General features: G+C 38.3%; 13 protein-coding genes. 3 read left to right on the forward strand and 10 right to left on the reverse strand.

All coding sequences use genetic code 11. The features are described from left to right. Nucleotides 1-8: 8 nt before the first annotated feature. Nucleotides 9-2183, reverse strand: coding sequence for a TonB-dependent receptor (locus HRT55_RS07495; protein WP_291620063.1), 2175 nt, complete (start codon nucleotides 2181-2183; stop codon nucleotides 9-11). A gap of 171 nt (nucleotides 2184-2354) precedes the next feature. On the opposite strand from HRT55_RS07495, the gene HRT55_RS07500 reads away from it, so the two are divergent. After that, nucleotides 2355-4133: an AAA family ATPase gene (locus HRT55_RS07500; protein WP_291620459.1), complete on the forward strand. Its 1779-nt coding sequence runs from the start codon at nucleotides 2355-2357 to the stop codon at nucleotides 4131-4133. A 142-nt stretch (nucleotides 4134-4275) separates the two neighbouring features. On the opposite strand, the gene leuD is transcribed toward HRT55_RS07500, so the two are convergent. From leuD to HRT55_RS07535, 7 genes are all read right to left on the reverse strand, one after another. Further along, nucleotides 4276-4872, reverse strand: a complete 597-nt coding sequence (gene leuD / locus HRT55_RS07505) for a 3-isopropylmalate dehydratase small subunit (RefSeq protein ID WP_291620065.1) — start codon at nucleotides 4870-4872, stop codon at nucleotides 4276-4278. A 148-nt stretch (nucleotides 4873-5020) separates the two neighbouring features. After that, complete coding sequence (leuC, locus tag HRT55_RS07510) at nucleotides 5021-6439, reverse strand: 3-isopropylmalate dehydratase large subunit (RefSeq protein ID WP_291620067.1); 1419 nt, start codon at nucleotides 6437-6439, stop codon at nucleotides 5021-5023. Between the two features lies 1 nt (nucleotide 6440). Further along, nucleotides 6441-7556, reverse strand: coding sequence for a 3-isopropylmalate dehydrogenase (leuB, locus tag HRT55_RS07515; RefSeq protein ID WP_291620069.1), 1116 nt, complete (start codon nucleotides 7554-7556; stop codon nucleotides 6441-6443). Nucleotides 7557-7700: 144 nt separating this feature from the next. Continuing rightward, the gene (leuA, locus tag HRT55_RS07520; RefSeq protein WP_291620071.1) at nucleotides 7701-9302 is read right to left on the reverse strand and encodes a 2-isopropylmalate synthase; all 1602 of its coding nucleotides are present in this window, start codon (nucleotides 9300-9302) and stop codon (nucleotides 7701-7703) included. A gap of 379 nt (nucleotides 9303-9681) precedes the next feature. Next, on the reverse strand, nucleotides 9682-10791 hold the full coding sequence (locus tag HRT55_RS07525) for a DegT/DnrJ/EryC1/StrS aminotransferase family protein (protein WP_291620073.1): 1110 nt from the start codon (nucleotides 10789-10791) through the stop codon (nucleotides 9682-9684). Nucleotides 10792-10805: 14 nt separating this feature from the next. After that, nucleotides 10806-11672, reverse strand: coding sequence for a UDP-3-O-(3-hydroxymyristoyl)glucosamine N-acyltransferase (locus tag HRT55_RS07530; protein ID WP_291620075.1), 867 nt, complete (start codon nucleotides 11670-11672; stop codon nucleotides 10806-10808). 86 nt (nucleotides 11673-11758) lie between these two features. Then, nucleotides 11759-12709 carry a Gfo/Idh/MocA family oxidoreductase gene (locus tag HRT55_RS07535; protein ID WP_291620077.1) on the reverse strand — a complete coding sequence of 317 codons (951 nt, stop codon included), beginning with the start codon at nucleotides 12707-12709 and terminating at the stop codon, nucleotides 11759-11761. A 223-nt stretch (nucleotides 12710-12932) separates the two neighbouring features. Here HRT55_RS07535 and HRT55_RS07540 point away from each other — a divergent pair, with 223 nt between their 5' ends. Both HRT55_RS07540 and HRT55_RS07545 read left to right on the forward strand, forming a co-directional pair. After that, nucleotides 12933-13796, forward strand: coding sequence for a hypothetical protein (locus HRT55_RS07540; protein ID WP_291620079.1), 864 nt, complete (start codon nucleotides 12933-12935; stop codon nucleotides 13794-13796). 67 nt (nucleotides 13797-13863) lie between these two features. Next, nucleotides 13864-15081: a hypothetical protein gene (locus HRT55_RS07545; protein WP_291620081.1), complete on the forward strand. Its 1218-nt coding sequence runs from the start codon at nucleotides 13864-13866 to the stop codon at nucleotides 15079-15081. Between the two features lie 207 nt (nucleotides 15082-15288). Here the strand turns inward: HRT55_RS07545 and HRT55_RS07550 are convergent, their stop codons facing one another. Then, the gene (locus tag HRT55_RS07550) at nucleotides 15289-16182 is read right to left on the reverse strand and encodes a glycosyltransferase family 2 protein (protein ID WP_291620083.1); all 894 of its coding nucleotides are present in this window, start codon (nucleotides 16180-16182) and stop codon (nucleotides 15289-15291) included. Nucleotides 16183-16326: 144 nt separating this feature from the next. After that, nucleotides 16327-17877, reverse strand: coding sequence for a capsule assembly Wzi family protein (locus HRT55_RS07555; RefSeq protein WP_291620085.1), 1551 nt, complete (start codon nucleotides 17875-17877; stop codon nucleotides 16327-16329). Nucleotides 17878-17966 lie beyond the last annotated feature (89 nt).

Consider the following 17966-nt stretch of genomic DNA (forward strand, 5'->3'; position numbering starts at 1 on the left):
ATTGCTCATTAAAATTGGTAGTTAAGACCGATATTAACCGTGGTTCCTAAACCTTTAATATTGTAACCACCGTAAGTGTAGCCTTGTGATTTTGTTGGGTAGTAATCTTGGTTAAATAAGTTTTCTACGCCGATAAAAGCTGACAAATCGTTAGCAAAATCATAGTTACCGCTTAGGTTCACTATTTGATAACTATCAATGGGGCCTTGATCGCCAACATACTCACCATCAACTGGTTCAAAGCGCTTACGATCGCCAACATATAAATAATTTAGCGCTAGGCTGATATCATTATTAGGGTTCCAGTTGATATTGACTGTCGCCTTAGGCGGACTAATTTGCTTAGCACCTAAATAAACATCAGCTTCAGTATTCTTACCTTCAACCCAGCTATAAGTAACATTTACCGCCCAAGCGTCGTTGATATCATAATTGATTAGTGCTTCATAACCGTAGATTTCTTGTGGTGCTCGCACTGGCATATAAACACCCGTTGCTACATCAAACTTATTGGTAGTGCCTAACTCAGAAGTACTGAAATAGGTAGCAAACTCAAAATGCACTTGTTCGAAGTCTGAACTAAAACCGAGTTCATAATTATCGATAATAGAAGCCTCAGTACGAATAAGTGAAATATCGGTAACTGTTGCTGTACGTAACAAACGGCCAGTATCAGAAATATCTGCGCCTTGTGAGTAGCTGATAAACGGGCTAAACAGTGCTAGGGCATTATATTTTACACCAATGTTATAAGTGGTCGCTTTATAATTTAAAGTATCACCAGTGACATTAACGGGCACAGAGCATTGGTCAATTTTTTTACATAACTTCAAGGTACTGTAATCATTAACGGTTAAATCAATATCTTCTTGTCTGACACCTAATTTAATAACAAGGTCATCATTATAAATTAGCTTGGTTTGTAAAAATCCGGCGAGACTTTCCATATCCATTTCAGGCACCCAAACTCGGCCATCTACCATGGGTTGAGAAGTGACATCATTGAGGGCATCGATACCGTAAATGAAAGTCGCCTCAAGTGAGTCGCCATTATCAAAGCTGAAATCAACCAGGGTATTAAAGGTTACTCTTAGGCCCTTTTTCTCTGAGTTTATTAACGATTGACCGCCAGCATAGCCCTCATCAGGGTTAGCCAATGTTGGTGAATAAAAGAAGATATTCTCAACTTCTTGGCGGTAAAGGTCGACCATCAATCCTGTTTGTGCAAAGACTTCATCATCGACATATTTAAGCATCATATTATGGTTGGTCGGACCTTGAGGCTCACCGAGTACCGATTTACCAGCAGGTACTGGGATCGCTTGGGTTTTTTCACCTATATTTCTGTCGCCTATTTGATCTATTAGATCAACGTCTTGCTTTGATTGAAAATAGTTATAAGTAAACTGTAACGATTTTTCCTGGTCAAAGTGATAACCAAGCTTGGCAAAGTAATCTTGCATTACTGCATCAGAAAGACCGTATTTTAATCCTAAAACATCGCCATCAGCATCGCGCTGTAAGCCATTTTTTTCGTAACTGGCATTAAATACATAATTGAAATTATTTACTTCACCATTAATGCCACCTTCATAACGCTGGCCTACTGAATCTTCAATCTCTATCGCACTAAAGCGACTTGAAATACTGGCATGGCCGCTGAGCGCTTTATCACTATTGGCTTTTTTAGTGATGTAATTAATAATGCCGCCGGCAGCGCCGTTACCATAAATAGAGGTAGCGCCTTTAATCACTTCAATGCGCTCTATAACACTGGCATCGAGTGTTCTTATACCTAATGCGCCATTACGCAGTGGTGTAGATTGTGGCACGCCGTCAATCATTACTAACGGTGCTCGGCCACGCAATGTTTGTCCTGAATTACTGGAAGTGCCTGTACTTGGCGCCATCCCCGGTACTAAGTTAGCTAATAAGCTTTGAATTTCAGAAGATACTTTTAGCTGCTGTGCTATTTGCTTTTGGGTGATTATGGTTATTGAGGCAGGCACTTCATCTATGCTTTCGGCAATACGACTACCGGTAACAATAATTCGTTCAATATCTTGTTGGTTAGCTTTTTTATGAACTTGTTTCGTTTGAGTAACTTGATTTTCTGGATTCGTTTGGCTGTGTGCTTGGCTGGCGATAACTAGTGCCAATAGTGTAAGGGATGTTTTTAACACCTTATCTTCCTTTTAAGTATTATGAATTAGTAATTAGCGACACACATGGTAATGATAATGGTTTTTATTTGCAATTAAATGTTACGCATTTGCTCTAAATTTGTTAACTCTTTGACATCCATCAAACAAGCGGTTAATTTTGTACCTTACTTTCCCTGCTCAGCACACGCCATGTATCGCAATTTTTTCTCATTAAGTGAATTACCTTTCTCTATTTCCCCTGATCCTAAATACTTATTTATGAGTGATAGGCACAGGGAAGCGTTGGCACACTTAACTTATGGCTTAGGAGAAGTCGGTGGTTTTGCTTTACTGACGGGGGAAGTGGGTACGGGGAAAACCACTATTAGTCGCTGTTTAATGGAGCAACTGCCTGACAACACTCATGCCGCTTTTATTCTTAATCCAACCTTATCCTGTCAAGAATTACTGGCGACCATATGTGATGAATTAAAAATTCGTTATCGAAAAACCGACGCCAGCTTAAAAAACTTAACCGATAAAATTGCCGAAAAGCTGCTGAAAAATCATCAAAATGATATCAATACGGTATTGATCATTGATGAAGCCCAACATTTACAACCGGAAGTCTTGGAGCAGCTGCGCTTGCTAACCAATTTAGAAACCAATACTAAAAAGTTATTGCAGGTGATTTTAATTGGTCAGCCGGAATTACAGCAACTATTACAACGTCGAGATTTACGCCAATTAGCCCAGAGAATTACCGCAAGATATCATTTAATGCCACTAACAAAGCAGGAGTTGAAGCAATATATTCAACACAGGTTAATGGTTGCTGATTGCGCTAGAGCGCTCTTTGATAAGGCAGCGTTGAATAAAATTCATCAACTGTCGCAAGGTGTGCCCAGGTTAACTAATTTATTGTGCCATAGCGCCTTAATGTTGGCTTATAACCAAAATGATAGTGTGGTTAATAAGAAGACTGTTATTGCTGCAGCACAGCGGGCGCTGGGTGACGACCTAACTAGTAAGCCCGCACTAAATCATTATAACGGTGCCCTAATATTTTCCACGGCATTAAGTGTTGCGGCTTTCTTTGCTTTATCTGGCTTTTGGTGGGGACAAACAAAGGCGCCTTTAAATGGACTTGTGGTAAGTACCGCTCAGGCTGAAGTAAAGACCGTTGAGCTAGTAAAGCCTGCTGTAGATGAACCTAGCAAAGCGCAAGTTGTAATGATTAGCAGCGCACAAGCAGAGCACAATTCAGCAGAGCGTGCTTTGGCAGACCATACTTCAGTAGATAATAGTTATTCTAGCCCAAAAGCCTCAGCAACTCATTCTGACCTCATACCGGCGAAGAAAGCTAACAATGCTGCCATTGAAGATAAAGTGGAGCCAGTGCCCTCTGTTGCTAAGAGCACTAGCCAAGGGAACACTGACAAGACAATTATTGTCAGTGCAGAAAAGAAAAGCTTAGCCAATAATAATTATGAAGATTATCAAGTAAAGAAAGTTGCAGGTGTATCTAATGATTTATTAGCACGATTTCAGGCGGCACTTGATGAAACTAATGATGAAAGCAAGGCTGACAACTTAGCTGAAAAAATAGCTAGCAGTCAGTCATCTAATTCTCAGTCTGTTAACTCTCATTCAGTTAGTTATCAACCAATAAGCTTCCCATCAGTAAATGACAGTTCATTAATCAAGGGTAATATTTTTGACTCACTTTATAACAGTGATAACTCAATGGCAGCCATTAGGCCGCTGGCACAAATGCCACAACAAATCCAAAATTCCATACCGAGTTTAGATTTTGAACAACATATATATGCTTCTGATGGCCAAGGTTGGGTAAAAGTGAATGGTCGAGATCGTTATGAGGGCGACTATATTGGTGATAATTTAGTGGTTGAAAAAATATTACCGCAAAAGGTCATTCTATCTTTTCAAGGCGAAACTTTTAGTTTACCGGCTTTAACCAATTGGTAGACCTTTACGCTTTTTAGCTAGCGGGTAACTTAGCTTTAGGGAATAAATAGACAAAACAAAAAGCCCCGTAAGTCGTAACTTACCGGGGCTTTTTTAATTATGGTGTTAACTAATAGTTGATAACTAATTATACCCGTAGAGTTTATTGCCAAGCGGGCATTTTAGCTTCAAAGGCTTTAATGGTATCAAGCTTATCTAAAGTCCAACCGACACTGTCGACACCATTTTCTAAGCTGTATTGTTGAAATTCATTTAAGCTGAAATTAAACGAAAGTTCGCCGCATGTAATCAGGTTATTTGGTAAATCTACTTTCAAGGTTAACTGAGTATCAGCAGAGATTTTGAATAACTGTTCTATTTCAGCTTCGCTTAATTTAATAGGTAAAAGCCCAACGTTGATACAGTTACCGTAAAATATATCAGCGAAACTAGACGCTATAATGACTTTGAAGCCATATTCTAGCAGTGCCCAAGGTGCATGTTCACGGCTTGATCCACAACCAAAATTTTCACCGGCTAATAAAATACTGGCGCCTTTATATTCGGGCTTGTTGATGACAAAATCAGGATTTACCTGGGTGCCAGCATGATCAAGATAGCGACTATCGTGAAATAAGTGCACGCCAAAGCCTACACGTTCAGTTTTTTGTAAAAATTGCTTAGGGATGATTTGATCGGTATCGACGTTAGCGATATCTAAAGGCACAACCAAACCAGTATGTGTGTTAAATTTTTCCATTTTCTGTTCCTCTTTGAGGCAGGCTTATTATCGTAAGCAAGCTGCCAAATATTGAGTGTCATTCCCGTGATATTTTAATCGGGAATCCATAGTTTTTTATCGTAAAACTACTGGATCTTCGAAGATGACTATTAACTCTTGCTCAAAACTACTGGCTGTTTAAATCAACAAAGTGACCAGTAATTGCAGCAGCTGCGGCCATTTCCGGACTAACTAAGTGAGTACGGCTACCACGGCCTTGACGACCTTCAAAATTACGGTTACTGGTTGACGCACAACGATCGCCTTCTTCTAAAACGTCATCATTCATGCCCAAACACATAGAGCAACCGGGTAAGCGCCATTCAAAACCAGCATCAGTGAATATTTTGTCTAAACCTTCACTTTCAGCTTGCTCTTTCACGCGGTAAGAACCAGGAACTATAATGGCATCTACGCCCTTTACTACTTGCTGACCTTGATATTGCTGAACAACACCTGCAGCAGCGCGTAAATCTTCAATACGTGAGTTAGTACAAGAGCCAATAAATACCTTGTTTACTTGAATATCAGTCATCTTAGTGCCGGCGGTTAGGTCCATATACTTAAGTGCATTTATACAAGACTCCTTTTCCACCGGATCACTGAAATCTTCAGGTGAAGGCACAATACCGTCGACACTAATAACTTGCCCAGGATTTGTGCCCCAAGTGACTTGGGCTTTAATATCTTTTGCTATAAGGGTTATTACCGCATCGAATGTTGCATCAGCATCTGATTTTAAGTTTTTCCAATCAACAACCGCTTGGGTAAATACGTCACTTTTTGGCGCGTATTCTTTGCCTTCTACATAATCAAAAGTAGTTTGATCAGGAGCAATTAAACCGGCTTTAGCGCCAAATTCTATACTCATGTTACAAACGGTCATGCGCTCTTCCATACTTAGCGCTTCGATAGCTTCACCACAATATTCAACTACATAACCTGTTGCGCCAGCGCTACCGGTTTTTCCTATAATGGCTAAGATAATATCTTTGGCACTAATACCTGCGCCGACATGACCTTTAACTTCTATTTTCATGGTTTTTGCTTTGTTTTGACGTAAAGTCTGGGTAGCAAAAACATGTTCTACTTCTGAGGTACCAATACCAAAAGCAAGAGCACCAAAAGCTCCATGGGTAGCGGTATGTGAATCACCACAAACAATAATAGTACCAGGTAAGGTCAAACCTAACTCAGGCCCAATAACATGAGCTATACCTTGGTTTTTGTGGCCCATATCAAAAAGCTCGATACCAAAGTCTTTACAGTTTATTGCTAACGCGCGTAATTGGTTAGCAGCACCTTCACCAGCAGCATCAATTTTAATTGAGCGAGTTGAAATATTATGATCCATAGTGGCAATGGTACGTTCAGGGTGGCGTACAGGGCGATTATGAAAACGTAAACTGGCAAAAGCTTGTGGTGAGGTCACTTCATGAATCAAATGACGGTCAACATACAATAACGGTGTTTCCCCTTTAGCATCTTCAACTAAATGGTTTTGCCATAATTTTTCATACATGGTTTGTGGGCTAGTTGTTGTCATTTTATGTATTCCCTTTTTCCTGATCATTACTTTGGGCAGTGATGTGTTTACAGATATAATCACCCACTTCACTGGTCGATTTAGCCTCGGAACGTTCGTTAGCCGGTAATAAATCAGCGGTTAAGATGCCATTATCTAGTGCACTGCTAACAGCTGCCTCAATGGCTTTTGCTGCTGCTTCTAGATTTAAGCTATAACGTAACATTAAAGCAGCGGATAAAATTTGCGCAATAGGGTTAGCAACACCAAGACCAGCAATATCAGGAGCACTGCCGCCAGCAGGTTCATACATGCCGAAGCCATCGCTATTTAAGCTGGCTGATGGTAATAAACCCATTGAGCCAGTAATCATGGCGCAAATATCCGATAAAATATCACCGAATAAGTTAGGGCAAAGTAAGACATCAAATTGATTAGGATCACGGACTAACTGCATGGCAGCGTTATCAACGTAAAGGTGCTCTAACTCAACATCGGGGTACTCTACAGCAACTTCACCGACAACTTGGCGCCATAACTGGCTGGTAGCTAAAACATTGGCTTTATCCACAGAAGTTACTTTGTTGTTGCGCTTTTGTGCTGCTTGAAATGCTAGGTGCGCAATGCGTTTTACTTCGCGACGTGAATAGAACATAGAATCAAAGCCAGTTTCTTCTTCACCTTCGCCTCTACGGCCTTTTGGCTCGGCAAAGTAAATATCGCCGGTTAATTCACGAATAACTAAAACATCAAAACCTTGTGAAGATATATCAGCGCGCAATGTTGAAAGTGATGATAGTGACGGCTGTAGGGTTGCCGGACGCATATTACAAAATAAATCGAAATGGCCACGCAAGCCTAATAAGGCACAACGCTCAGGTTGCTCTGTTGGCGGCAAGTTTGCCCACTTAGGACCGCCGACACTGCCAAATAAAATAGCATCACTCGCTTCACAGCCAGCCATGGTTGAATCAGGCAGGGCATTACCGTGATTATCTATGGCAGCACCGCCAATATCATAGTCTTTAGTACTGATTTCAAAATCAAATATATCTGCCACTGTTGCTAGTACTTTTTTAGCTTCAACCATTACTTCTGGGCCGATACCATCACCGGCTAAAATTGCTATGTTGGACATGTTTATTTCTCTTTAAATTTTAAAAAATATTTATAAAATGGATCTTCGATTAGATACTTCGAAGATGACGATATGCCGAGCTCTATTACTAGGCATTAATGTTAGGTTGTCATTCCCTAGGTTTATGATCGGGAATCCATTGGTTTATCTCTCTAATTCTTGTTTTGTTTGCTTCATATCAGCAATAGTCATTGCTCGGTGAATACTGTTTAGTGCATGAATCAATGCTTGCCCAGAGGCTTCAATAACATCAGTTTCTAAACCGTAACCGTGGAAATTTCGACCTTGCCAAGTAATGACTAAGTCTGCTTGACCTAAGCCATCTTCACCTGAGCCTTTGTTAGATATTTTGTAATCGCTGACTTCAAAGTCAATATCAACACTTTGTTTGATTGCTTGGTAAAGCGCATCAACTGGACCATTACCTGTGGCCGCATGCACCTTGCTATTATCTTTGCCTTCTTCACTATTGCCGCCTTCGCCGCCTGAGGTAAGTTTAATGCTAGCGGTAGCAAAGTCGCCGTCACCACACTGGACATTAATGGTGTCTAACTGGAAGAAGTCTTGTAAATCTTTTTGCTGTAACTTAAAAACTAACGCTTCTAAATCATCATCAAACACTTGGCCTTTTTTATCCGCTAGCACGATAAAGTCACAATAAAGTTCTTCGATATCATAATCAGACTCTTGATAGCCTAAACTTGCCATTCTGTGCTTGATTACATGACGTCCACTACGTGAGGTAAGGTTTAATTTAGTTTTAGCGATACCGACACTTTCTGGGGTCATGATCTCGTAGGTATTGCTAGCTTTTAACATGCCATCTTGATGAATACCTGATGAGTGACTAAAAGCATTACCACCAACAATAGCTTTGTTTAATTGCACCGGCATATTACAAACCGTACTGACTAACTTAGAGACGCGGGCAATTTCTTGGTGATTGATATTAGTTCTTACACCGAGTAAAGCTTGGCGAGTTTGCATGATCATCGCCACTTCTTCTAATGAACAATTTCCCGCACGTTCACCAATACCGTTGATGGTACATTCAATTTGTCGGGCACCAGCTTGCACTGCTGCCATTGAGTTAGCGACAGCTAAACCTAAATCATTATGACAATGTACAGAAATGATTGCTTGGTCGATGTTTGGCACACGATTAAACAAATCAGTGATAATGCCTTGGAATTCAAATGGCATGGTATAGCCAACGGTATCAGGAATATTTACCGTGGTAGCGCCCGCTTTAATGGCACTTTCAACCATGCGACATAAATTATCAATGGGTGTACGGCCAGCATCTTCACAAGAAAACTCAACATCGTCGGTGTATTTCCTCGCATGTTTAACTGCGTGAATAGCCATGGCTTCTACATCGCTAAATTCTTTACGTAATTTTTGTTTTACGTGTACATCAGAGGTGGAAATAAAAGTATGGATACGAAATTGCTCTGCATCTTTAAGCGCTTGAGCACAAGCATCAATATCGGCTTCAACGGCGCGTGCTAAACCACAAACACGAGCATTTTTGATGGTACGAGCAATTTGCTGTACCGACTCAAAATCACCCGGCGATGAAACAGGGAAACCAACTTCCATTACATCGACACCTAAGCGTTCAATGGCTAAAGCTATTTGCAGCTTTTCATGTACGGATAAACTAGCGTTTAATGCTTGTTCACCATCACGTAAGGTAGTGTCAAAGATAATGACCTGATCATTGTTAACTTGTGGGTTGCTCATATTTTTGTCCTTGTAAATCTGATGTCTGCTGTAAAATCATTCACTAATAACTGCGGACATAAAAAAACCCGCGATTGTTAGCGCGGGTTTTAATTAATTTCTACTTAGTTTTTAATATTTAAACTATTGAAGAAGCAACAAAACCTAGCCGCGCACGATGAGTGCGAGGAGGAGGTTAATGTTAATGTGCTTAATCAATTTAGTCATTTTATGTTTCGTTTTTAGCGTTTGTGTAAAAATTCACAAAAAGCTAATAAATATTCTTTTTAAGAGAAAACTATTCAATGTACTATTAATAGCGCACTTGGCTTAGGAGTGTCAATGGCTAAAATGTAATATGATAGTTAATAAGTAAAGGTTGGGCGGTGCATTATGTTTATTAATCGAAAAAGCTATTAAGAGCAGTAGTTACCACGTCCACTTCATTTATATAAGGATGCATTGGTAAGCTAAATACTTGTTTAGCTAATTTCTCTGCTACAGGAAAAACACCTTGCGGATAACTATTTTTTCGAAAGGCTGTTTGCTGATGCATGCATTTAGCATAATAAATTACGCTTGGTACACCCTTAACTTTCAAATGTTCCATTAGCTCAGCTCTACGCTCATCGACAAGCGTATATTGTGCCCATGAGCTCATATAGTTTTCAGGTACTTGAGGAGTACAGATGTTTTGAGATAATGCTGCTTGATAAGCGTCAGCCGATACATTGCGATTAATTAACTCTTGGGGAAACTCCGCTAATTTTTCTAATAGTATTGCTGCTTGTAATGTATCAAGCCGACTATTCATGCCAATTCTAACATTGTCGTATTTATCACTTCCTTTACCATGTACTCGATATGATTTAATTAATTCAGCTAATTTATCATCATTAGTAAATACCGCACCACCATCACCATAACAACCTAGCGGTTTAGCTGGAAAAAAAGAAGTCGTCGCAATATCTCCGAAACTACCCGCTTTTTTACCATTAAGTGAGCCACCAAAGCCCTGAGCGGCATCTTCGATTAGTTTTAGCTGATATTTTTCAGCAATTTTTTCTATCTCAGGATAGTTCGCAAGTAAACCAAAAAGGTCAACCGCAATAATGGCTTTAGGTGTAAGTTTACCTTCAGCAATTACGGCTTGAATACGCTTTTCGAGATCTACAGGACAGATATTAAATGTAGCGCTATCGGAATCGACAAAAATAGGCGTGGCACCAAAAAATGCTGGCGCTTCTGCTGTCGCAAAAAAGGTAAATGTTGGACAAAAAATAGCATCTCCTTGCTTAACATCAAAAGCCATCATTGTAAGTTGCAAGGCATCTGTACCATTTGCACAAGTTATAGCGTGTTTAACCCCCACGTACTCAGCTAACTTTTCTTCTAGTTCACAAACCTCTGGCCCCATGATGTACTGGCCATGCTCTAGAACTTGTTGGATTCTGCTATTGATTTTTGTTTGTAAGTGTTGATATTGCGCTTTTAGATCAATGAATTGCATGAGTGGTAACCAGGTTATTTATTTAGTTTTAATAGCTTTGCAGGGTTTCCTGCCACAGTAGTGTTATTCGGGACGTTCTTTGTAACAACAGCACCTAAGCCGACGATTGAATCAGAACCAATAGTTAAACGTTGTCTTATTGTAGCTTGTGGCGCTATACGTGTTCTTTGTCCGACAGTAACATAACCGCAGAAAGTAACGCCTGCAGTAATGGTTGAATCAGCTCCAATAACACAGTCATGAGCCACATTAACAAGATTATCTAACTTCACTCGTTCGTTAATTAGGGTGTCGCTAATAAGGCCTCTGGCAATACTACAGTTACTGCCAATTTCTACATCATCTTGAATATTCACTCCACCTAAAGCAGGAAAAGCGATCAAATGACCTGATACATTGGGATAATAGTTATAACTTTGACAGCCTACTGTAGTATTAGAGCGGATAATACAGTTCTTGCCAATTTTTGAACCCGAATAGATGACCACATTATGTTCTATAATGCTACCTTCGCCGATTTCAACATTTTCTTCAATGACGACATTTTGTCCAATCTTAACTGTACTGGGTAAAACAGCATCTTTATACTTTTTAAAGAAGCCAATGCTGCCTTCAATATACTTAATAATATCTACCAGTAATTTTTTTGGATCAGATGAAATAATACAAATAAAACCTTCAATCGGTTCTTTAACTAATAAGAATAAATTCTTTTTAGGTTCTGGCAGAATACCTTTGATAAAAACACATACGCTATTCGATTCACTTAATTCGGGCTCAGAAATACAATCTAATCTGGTATTGGAATCATTAGGGCAAACAAAATTTAAATTTACGGCAAGTTCCTGTATTTCAATGCTACGGTTAAATTTATTACTCATATAGTTGTGGTCTCTTAATGCCGTAATATTAGTAGGTATGCAACTGAATAATTTAAGCAGCATACTTACTAATTAAATCGAAAGTTTTATACTTTTTTGATAAATGGGTGGGAATCACTCACATTAATTATTGTATCTTGCTTTCTTATTTGGCTTACTATTTCGATACTTTTTCTAGCTTCTTGTAACCCGAAACCCTGGCCACTTAAAATATGTTCATAACTCTTAGTGTGCAGATCTGTGAAGCCACCTGAGAATTCAACTTCTTTGCCATCGACAGTAATAGAACGATAAGTACGTTGACCAGCGGCTTTAACTTCTTCTGGGATATAGTCATAATTGACCGATAAGAACCAGCGAACTTTTGCATGCTTGAACTCTAAATAACCGGCATTAGCATCAGCCTGTTTTAGATGCGCTTCGTTTTTAACTAAGTCACCAAAGACCCAGCCCAACATGTCATAAAAATGAACACCGATGTTAGTGGCAATACCACCCGACTTAGCATCATCGCCTTTCCATGAAGTGAAATACCAATGACCTCGACTGGTTAAATAAGTTAAATCAACGTCAAATACTTTATTCGGGTTTTTAGCCACTTCTGACTCAACAAAAGCTTTGAGCTCTATAATACTTTGATGTAACCGTAGTTGTAGAATGTTATAGACCTGTTTTCCTGTCTCATCTTGCACACATTGTAGCGCTTCAATGTTATGAGGATTTAGTACTAAGGGCTTTTCACAAATTGCATGAGCATTATTTCGTAGGGCAAAGCGAATATGTGAATCATGCAGGTAGTTAGGGGAGGCAATACTCACATAATCAATTTGAGTTCCCTGACGTTTTAACAAATCTATATGACGATCAAATCGTTCATATTCGGTAAAAAAGTCAGCTTCCGGAAAAAAACTATCTATTATGCCAACAGAATCATTCTTATCTAGTGCGGCAACAAGGTTATTCCCTGTTTCTTTAATAGCTTTCATATGGCGAGGTGCGATATAACCAGCAGCACCAATCAGGGCAAAGTTTTTCATTCTATTTCTCGTTAAATTATTCGATTGTAGGAATATTCTCTATAGATAAAGACAAGCTAACTTAAATTGTTATTTCTCTGTGATTTTAATCCGTTTCAGCTATTAACAAAACATTTTTACTAATAGAAATATCTGATATTATATGATAATTCTGCTAATGATTAAAATTAAATCATGAAAATCACTAAAACTTATCCTGCTCCAAAACTAGAGCCGTTATATCATGGATAAACTTTCAATCATTGTTGTTTTGTATAACTGTGAAATTAAAGACTCCCAAACTTTAGCAGGCATTGCAGCGGCAAAAATACTTTTTGAACAGTCTAATATTATAATCTGGAATAACGGACCCAAAGCACTGTTAGATAATAATACTGAGCAGCTAACTAAGCTTGGTTTTAATGTGTTTGTTGAGGAAACAGTTAATAATCATTCTCTTGCCGAAATATACAATGCCTTTATACAAAAATACCCCGCTAAGCATTATATCATTCTTGACGATGACTCAAGTATTACCAGCAATTACCTCAATCAATTAAAATACTTACAAACAGAGGTTATTGCTTACCCTATTATTTTAAGTGGCGGTAAACCATGTAGCCCTAAAATTAATAGAAAAAAATTACTTACTAATACTCAGCCAGAAATTATAAAATTTAATAATGCTGATAAAGTTGAAGCTATTGGTAGTGGCTTAATCATAAGTGATCAATTAGCACAACAAATTCGATCTCATTACGGGGATACCTTTGATGAGCGATTTTACATCTATGGTGTCGACACTACATTTTGTTGGCGGGTTGCTCACACTATCCCAACTAGCAAGATAACCGTTGTTCAAGGCTTCTCTCATTCGGTATCGCGAAATGATATTGAATCTAAAGCCGTAAAGTTATTTAGGAAAATTGAAAAGGCTAACGCAAAAGGATTGAAAATCCATCATTATCAAAGCAGCTTTAGAAAGTGGTTCAAAGTATCACAACTATTAGTGTTGTTATGTATCCCTTTTTACCGACAACAAATTAATAAACAATATTTAGGTGCATTAATAAGCGGGAAGCATTTGAAAGATAGAAGTAGCAAATAAATTTAAGTATATCGACCTGTTAATACTATTTATTTCAAGCCCGTAAAGTTCTAAAGGAAATGACAAAATGAAAAGCGCTTTAATATATTTAAATGTAGGTGAATCAGCTAAAACAGGGTCTTTGGTATATTCTCAGCAATATGAAAATGCTCGATTAATAAAAGAAAAAAATACAGAGTTTGATGATGTTTTTGCTATATCTGTTTTACCGGTAAAAGAGTTTTTAAAAAACAATTTAAAAAATAAAAGTAGCGTAATACAGTGGAAAAATTTGACCATTCATACTTACTCAACATGGATAAAAATATTCAAATTATCCTCTTTTATATTTAAAGATTATCTTTTAAATCAATCAGCAAAGAAGATAATCAAGGACTTAAACTCCTATAGTCGCGTTGTTTTCCATTGCCGATCTTATTATGCCGCAGCTCAAGCATTGGCCATTAAAACTATCGCTCCAAATATTAAAGTAAATATCATTTTTGATATGCGCAGCTTCCTTCCTGAGGAAATAGCAATGAAATCACGTCAAAATAAGTTCTTTTATTTAGATTATAAAGCGTGGGAAAAAGAATTAATAATACAGTCTGATATCACCTTTGCCACAACGCAACGTGGCATCAATATTTTTAAAATGACAGCCCCGGCATTAACATTAACATATTTACCAAACTGTGGTTTTGAAGTGATTGATAAACAGGAAGACTTATTTGAGCGATTCGATTCAATATGGAAGCAACAAACATTTGGCTATGTCGGCTCTGTCGGTCCTTGGTATGCACCAGAAAAAATAGAACTAGCGTTAGATTTTTTCAAGTTGAAAATTAATAATTCAACTACCTTCATATTAAACAAAAAAATAAAAAATATAGGGCAACATCCTGCAGAATATAAACCTTGGAAAGAGGTTCCCAACAAGATAGCAGGCTCTTTATTTACATTAATCCCAGGTTCATCAAAAAGTGGTTACCTGTCTGAATTAAAGGTAACCATGAACTTCTTTTCAACCAAAGCAGCTGAATCACTAAGTTTAGGTATACCTTTGGTCGTTAACAGAGATATTACTGAAGTAGCAGAGTTTATTGAAAGTAATAACTGCGGTATCGTTTTTGATATCATAGACAATAAAATAGTTATTGCTAAAGAGGTTGAAGAGCAGTTAAACAATAAAGAGTTCTGGCAATCACTACATAAAAATACATTAATAGCTGGTCAGAAGTTTAAGCGACAAGAAATCATTAAACTTCTTATGTCGTCATATGCTTCATTAAGTAAAACTAAATAGAGATAACGTTGCTAGTAGTGAATACCTTGTAGTCGTATTTTTAAGGGAAATAGCAGTACTATAATTAACAATAAACTAGGGTGTCTTTCTCAAACTTATCTAATATAGCTTTTATATTAGATAAGTTTTTCAATGAAAGTTGACACTTTTAAGTATAGGTTATTCATTAAACTGATCTTAAATCGATTATTCGACGGCTCATCAGTACTACTCTTGTAAACGTCTAATTTTACTACGAACTTTTGATATGTTGGAGTCTTTAGCGTAGCGACCTTTTTGCACATGGCGGATTTGGAATACACCATCTATATCTAGTGGGATACCCTCACTGGAGATTAACCATTTGAAAGCTGTATCTTCATAGGTTTTACGCCAGCGATCATCTTCTGTTTGAAACATTTTTAACTTTTCACAATAACCGATAGCACGAGCGACATCACCGTGAACAATTTGAAAAGCTCCTTTAGCTTTGTCGCGAGAATGCAGGCTAAAGCCGTCGCTATCAATATCGACTAATTGTGGCTCGCTATCTTGACGTAACATAGGATCGTCTTGCGCCAACATTTCTGTAGTACGTTCTTGCTGAGGGTAGTACAAGCTTTCTTTTTTGCCCTGTAGTTGCTCAGCTAATGAATCTAAACAGTTTTCATGAAAAATAATATCGCAATCGGTATACCATAACCAGTCTGCCTTACTTGAGCGAGCCGCCATATTTCGGCCAATACCGCGTCTAAATAATTTACCTTTTGACATCTCTTGGAAGTTCCAAGTGACATTAGCAACACTCTTTTGCTTGAAAAAGTCCAACACTGCTTGGGTTTTTACATCTTCTTTGGCATAAAAAACGGTAACGGTAAGTGCACACTTAGTTGGTGGGTAATTAACAAAAGAGCTTAATTGGTAGGTGAGCATGTTTGAATAGCCCCAGCAATGACTGACAATTTCTAACTGGAAAAAACCATCAACGGTAGTACGCTCTGATTTTCCTGGCAATGCTTCTCTAAACCAGGAAGCCGGTAAAATTCGCGTCATAACAAGACGGAAGAAGTGAATGGCATAAGTATTATACCAGCGAGGAGCGTGAGTGGTTGTCGTTATCATTAGCTAGTTCGCATCTTGATTAATCATAATTTTTTAGCCTAGCAGTATATCATAGGTTTCATTTTTAAAATTAGTCGTTTATTCTTATTTACTTACTCGTATAAGTCGCGAGGAAATAAGTAAGAATAAATAGTTATTGAAATATTAAAAGCGATATTCCCACTTTACATATGCATCAAACTCGGTGCCGTCTTCATAGCTTGGTTCGGTGGCTAAACTGCTATTTTTATTATTTAAAAATTTTGAGTTGGTTACTATCATGCCAAGAGTAAAACGAGAATCGAAAGCGATAAATTTATATTGACCATCAAACTGTAATACATCTTCAGCAACCGAAGATACAGGGTTCCCTAGGTTTACATCATTAGGGTAGCGGTCAACATTATCGGTATTTAACTGTACTTTTCTAAACTTTAACTGCCAGCTATTGCCAGCGGTTGTTTGTATTAAAAATGTTGCCACTAGAGTTTTTGCATCATTATCATAAGTTGAACCAATAGTGCGACGATAATAACGATAACCAGACGCATAAAGACTATGCTCATAAAAACAATTTAGTGTCGGATCGCCACCAGTACAAGCAACTTGAGTATCGGTAAACTCCAAGTTGGCCATAATACGCTGATTAAATAGCGTGAAGCGGGTTTCAATACCATACATATCGGCTTTATCGGTAATTAAACCCGCATTAGGTGAGCCATCTTCACCTATTGTTTGAAAGTAAAGGGCATAAGGTAAGTCATACAGTGTATCAGACCATCGAAAATCATAACCAGCTAGGTGATTACCTAGATAACTGTTAAGTGATGGATCACAATTAGGATCGCCTTTGCCACAGTCTTGACCACCAAAAAGTATGTCGAAGAAATCTTTCATAGAGCTTGGCTGACCTTCACCGGCCCACTGAAATGACCAAGAACCACCAATTTCTAGACCGCGAAGGGGGCGGAAAGTGGCGCGAGTACTCCACATCATAGTATCAGGCACTTCGCGACTTTCTTCTAATTGTGCCATTTGTGCGGTAAGTGTCCAGGGGCCAATCCAACTTAGCCAAGGGGTTTCAAAAGCATCAGAGTTATCACGAGTGATACTCATCGCTGGTAACGGTCTTGAGTTGGTGGTCATAATTAAATTAGTATCAATGCCAGGGCCCCACCAGCGTTCAATTGCACCGGCACTTAATACCCAATTACCTAACTTATAGGCCAGGTAACTGCCGTCAAGGTTCATATCACTGCCTTGATTAAGCTCTGGGTTGTCATCTAGGCCCATTCGATAATTAATCTGTATTTTACCTGCTAGGTTACCAACAAAAAATTCATCTGAGAGCTCTACATTACCTTGGTCAAAATTGTCGTTACCGTAACTGGTAAAGCGATTTTGATTACTGGCTAAGTAAATACTCTTTTTTGTCGTATTTTGATTACTTGACGCATATTTATAGTTATAGCGGACATGATTAAGGGCTTGAATTTGCTCATCACTAAGTAATGAGGTGTTAGCCGATAGAATGTCATCCTTAATAGCATTCCACATCAGCGGGTAAGTTGTTACTGGCGCGGTAATTAGACCGATATCAGCAAGTAGTTGAATATCATTTCTTAAAGCGAGATCATCTGGCTCTACCCAAGGTGCGGCAAAGCTTGAGTTTAAAAAAAGTAAAGATAAAATGGCCAAACTAGACTTTAACAACATTAAAACATCCTAAAGAGTGCGGTACACTGATAATAAATAAACACTAAAAAATTGCCGCCTAAAGATATCAAAAATTTGCAACAATAAAA

Source organism: Colwellia sp., assembly GCF_013214175.1.
Lineage (GTDB): Bacteria > Pseudomonadota > Gammaproteobacteria > Enterobacterales > Alteromonadaceae > Colwellia.

What these genes read in the sequence shown, in the direction of transcription:
- HRT55_RS07530 (WP_291620075.1), bottom strand. Translation starts at nt 11,672, where the DNA reads ATGAGTAATAAATTTAACCGTAGCATTGAAATACAGGAACTTGCCGTA.
- HRT55_RS07540 (WP_291620079.1), top strand. Translation starts at nt 12,933, where the DNA reads ATGGATAAACTTTCAATCATTGTTGTTTTGTATAACTGTGAAATTAAA.
- leuB (WP_291620069.1), bottom strand. Translation starts at nt 7,556, where the DNA reads ATGTCCAACATAGCAATTTTAGCCGGTGATGGTATCGGCCCAGAAGTA.
- HRT55_RS07550 (WP_291620083.1), bottom strand. Translation starts at nt 16,182, where the DNA reads ATGATAACGACAACCACTCACGCTCCTCGCTGGTATAATACTTATGCC.
- HRT55_RS07545 (WP_291620081.1), top strand. Translation starts at nt 13,864, where the DNA reads ATGAAAAGCGCTTTAATATATTTAAATGTAGGTGAATCAGCTAAAACA.
- leuD (WP_291620065.1), bottom strand. Translation starts at nt 4,872, where the DNA reads ATGGAAAAATTTAACACACATACTGGTTTGGTTGTGCCTTTAGATATC.
- leuA (WP_291620071.1), bottom strand. Translation starts at nt 9,302, where the DNA reads ATGAGCAACCCACAAGTTAACAATGATCAGGTCATTATCTTTGACACT.
- HRT55_RS07535 (WP_291620077.1), bottom strand. Translation starts at nt 12,709, where the DNA reads ATGAAAAACTTTGCCCTGATTGGTGCTGCTGGTTATATCGCACCTCGC.
- HRT55_RS07525 (WP_291620073.1), bottom strand. Translation starts at nt 10,791, where the DNA reads ATGCAATTCATTGATCTAAAAGCGCAATATCAACACTTACAAACAAAA.
- leuC (WP_291620067.1), bottom strand. Translation starts at nt 6,439, where the DNA reads ATGACAACAACTAGCCCACAAACCATGTATGAAAAATTATGGCAAAAC.
- HRT55_RS07500 (WP_291620459.1), top strand. Translation starts at nt 2,355, where the DNA reads ATGTATCGCAATTTTTTCTCATTAAGTGAATTACCTTTCTCTATTTCC.
- HRT55_RS07555 (WP_291620085.1), bottom strand. Translation starts at nt 17,877, where the DNA reads ATGTTGTTAAAGTCTAGTTTGGCCATTTTATCTTTACTTTTTTTAAAC.